The 3,068-nt window shown below is 40.7% G+C and carries 4 protein-coding genes; 2 read left to right on the top strand and 2 right to left on the bottom strand.

Annotated elements, in window-relative coordinates; translation table 11 throughout:
* Positions 1 to 184 precede the first annotated feature (184 nt).
* Together FWF39_RS12200 and FWF39_RS12205 are read left to right on the top strand one after the other, a co-directional pair.
* Complete coding sequence (locus FWF39_RS12200) at positions 185 to 952, top strand: prepilin peptidase (RefSeq protein WP_343383710.1); 768 nt, start codon at positions 185 to 187, stop codon at positions 950 to 952.
* Positions 953 to 1,153: 201 nt separating this feature from the next.
* The gene (locus tag FWF39_RS12205) at positions 1,154 to 1,495 is read left to right on the top strand and encodes a hypothetical protein (protein WP_343383711.1); all 342 of its coding nucleotides are present in this window, start codon (positions 1,154 to 1,156) and stop codon (positions 1,493 to 1,495) included.
* Positions 1,496 to 1,611: 116 nt separating this feature from the next.
* On the opposite strand, the gene FWF39_RS12210 is transcribed toward FWF39_RS12205, so the two are convergent.
* Complete coding sequence (locus FWF39_RS12210) at positions 1,612 to 2,154, bottom strand: hypothetical protein (protein ID WP_343383712.1); 543 nt, start codon at positions 2,152 to 2,154, stop codon at positions 1,612 to 1,614.
* 115 nt (positions 2,155 to 2,269) lie between these two features.
* Positions 2,270 to 3,068 (bottom strand): hypothetical protein (locus FWF39_RS12215; RefSeq protein ID WP_343383713.1); only part of this gene is annotated, 799 nt, incomplete at its 5' end.

A 3,068-nucleotide genomic window follows, 5' to 3' on the forward strand; every position in this document is an offset into this window, starting at 1 on the left:
AGAACACAAAAGAAGAGGCAACTGATGTGTGGTCGCAAGAGTGCAAGACTAATTGGTCTGCCTCTTCTGATTATCAACATGGTTTTTCGGCTGATCCAGAATAGGCAAAAGGATGATTTGGTTGATTTTTAAAATCTCCACAATTCTAAAGGGTAGAGGATGAAAACTATTGTTGTTGATGTGGTTGCCGTTTGTTTTTGTGTTGATTATTTTGGGGTATGCTTCAGTGCTTGATCTTAAGACCCGAAGAGTTGATAATCGGGTTTGGATTTTTGCATATCCAATTGGATGTGCAATGACCCTTGCGAGCGTAGCGTTTAACTTTGTGGGAGCATCGGCGGTTTTGGTTTCTTTGGCGGCTTCTTTATTTTTGGGGTCTGTTTTATTCTGTTCGGGATTTTATGGTAGTGCAGACGCTAAAGCACTCATATTTATTGGCTTAACTCTTCCAGCAATCCCCTTCACGTTTAGTCCGCCCTTAGAAGTTTCTGCAATGCCTATAGTTTTAGCGGTGTTTTGCAACTCGGCCATTTTAAGCCTGATATGGCCTATAGCCATTTTTGTCTTAAATCTAAAAGACCTCGCTAAAGGAAAAAACATGTTTGAAGGCATTCAACTTACCCTACGCCAAAAGGCCTGGCTACTCTTTACGGCAAGGCGTATACCGTTAACTAAGCTTGGGGGGCTTGAATATTTTCCAGCCGAAACAGTGGTAATTCAAGAAGACAGTGATGGCAAACCTGCTAGAAAATTGCTACGGTTTGTAAAAGCTGAAGCAAATTTGAAAAAACACTTTGATACTCTAAAGGAGCACCGTGAACTATACCCAAACGGTGTGCTTGCCTCGCCAACAATCCCAACCATGATCTTCTTTACCCTTGCGCTTGCAATAGCTCCTTTTGGAAACCTGATTTTCTTGGTTGTATCCGTCCTCTTTGGAGTTATCGGATAATGATACAGTTAATTTGCGCCATTCAGTACGGTTTACTATTTGTCTTTGGTAACCTGTTTCCTTTTTCCCTTTTTTAGAAAGTTTCATCGGTAACTGAACCTGCCCCTGAACAAAACAACACAAGTATAGTTATTATACTTGAGTACAAAAAACCTAAATAGCCTGCTCTAAAAGATAATTAAGGAAAATCGAGGGAAAAAAATGGAAACAGACCTCAAAGATAGGCCTATTGAGAAAATTGGTCGCCCTAACATTATGTATGAGGAACTTAGATCACCAGTAAAAGTTGCCTTAAAAATCCTCGAATACAACGATGTACTCTTAGAAAACATCAATTTTACCCAACTATGCAAAGACCTAGAAGGCAAAGGTGCTAGCCGAGGCTCTGTCCATGAAGCTCTTAATGAATTAACCGACAGAGGCACACTTCACGCGGGCTGGCAAAAAAACAAAGATAACCACTGGATACGAACATACCATATCACTGGAGAAGAACAAAAAAGACTCCTTCGAAAACTCTACCGAGCGACACATGAGCTTTAAGGAGACACTCTAATATGCTATCAAAAATAGCGACCTCAGATATCTTGCCAGATATAGCGTGCTCACACAATTAGGTGCTCTTAAGATGGATAGGTATCATGAAGTGTTGCTTGTGCTTAGGGGTTTTCTTTTAGTTGGTTGTAGAAGTCTTTTAGGGTCTTTTTTAGTTCTTCTTTGTTAGTTGCTCCTGTGCAGATCAGTTTTCCGGTAAGGAAGATAAGAAATGCTGTTTGTGGGGGATCTGTTTTGCTGTTGGGTATGGAGCATTTGGTTGGGTCATAAATGGTTTCGAATTCGTTTGTGAATTGTTCTGGGGAGATATTGGCGCTGCTTAGATTCACTGAAGCAATCAAATTTTTTACGCAACATTCAAAGGTGCAGTTGTTTGAAACTATTTTTTCTGTTTTTAGTATGTTTAGGAGTTTGGTTAGGGCTTGTTTGCCTTTGGTCTTTGTTTTTATGTTGGTGCATATGAATTTGCCGTTTGGGAAAAGCAAAAAGGTAGCTGGAGGCTTTTTTAGTTTAAAGGATAAGCCGGAGAGTTGTTTCCAGTTGCGCTTGGAGCCTTCTAATTTTTGATTTGCAACCTCTAAGTTGATATTTTCACTAAAAGCACCCGTCATTACAATATTTTCAACTGTGATTTCGAAGTCAAACATGACAGTCACAGCAATATAAAATTTGAAACCTTAAAAAGCGACAAAACACCAATTTTTGAGAAAAACAAACCTTTAGAACTAAACAGGCAAGATAATCATTCTAAATGCGTCTTGTTTATCGGACATATTCAAACCCGTCTGCATCACCCCTATTAGCTTGTTTTGAAGTTGAGGGTTTGTCGGTTTGGTTTCCAGTTAGAGCGTCAACTAATTTGCTAACAGAGTCGCTTAATGTGCTTAGGCCTTTCTCTAAAGCAACAATCCGCTCAACCATACTTATTTGACTCTTAGAAACCGCCTCAACAAACCGCCCAAGCTCCAACATTCGGCTGTTGTTGAATTTTAGAGCCTCCCACATCCCACGAACCTCATCGCGCAAATCTTTAATATCCTGCGCTTTCTCCATCCCTGCCAACCCCTTAGAAACAGCTTCCTCAAACTTGTTCAAAGACATAGGCGTAGAAACCTTCCATTCTTTGCGAACCAAACTCTCCTCTTTTTGATAGGTGCGCTCGATCATGCCGTAAAGGTCACGTTTGGTAACACACTGAATACCATCAATACGAATACCCGCATGATCTTTGTTAAGCTCCCAGGTAGTGATAACGAGGTCATTTAGACAAAAACCAAGCTTACCCTCAACGAGTTCAAACCATCGATTAACCGCAAATAAGCAGGCATCTCTGCTCATACCCGCATCACAAGAAATAATCCCCGACACCTTTTTACGCTCACTCCCAAAAATCACTTTCACAGCTACCCCACCCACCACCTCAGTGATAGTCTCAGATTTGACATTAATCGACAAATTACTATGCAACCGAACGTTGTGTAGCATTAAGGGTACAAACCGCACACCGTACGTGATTTTATTACAATAGGTTCCGGGGTAGGGTTGAATTACAAGACCTCTC

This window comes from Candidatus Bathycorpusculum sp., assembly GCF_009778815.1.
GTDB classification, from domain to species: Archaea; Thermoproteota; Bathyarchaeia; order Bathyarchaeales; family Bathycorpusculaceae; genus Bathycorpusculum; species Bathycorpusculum hydrogenotrophicum.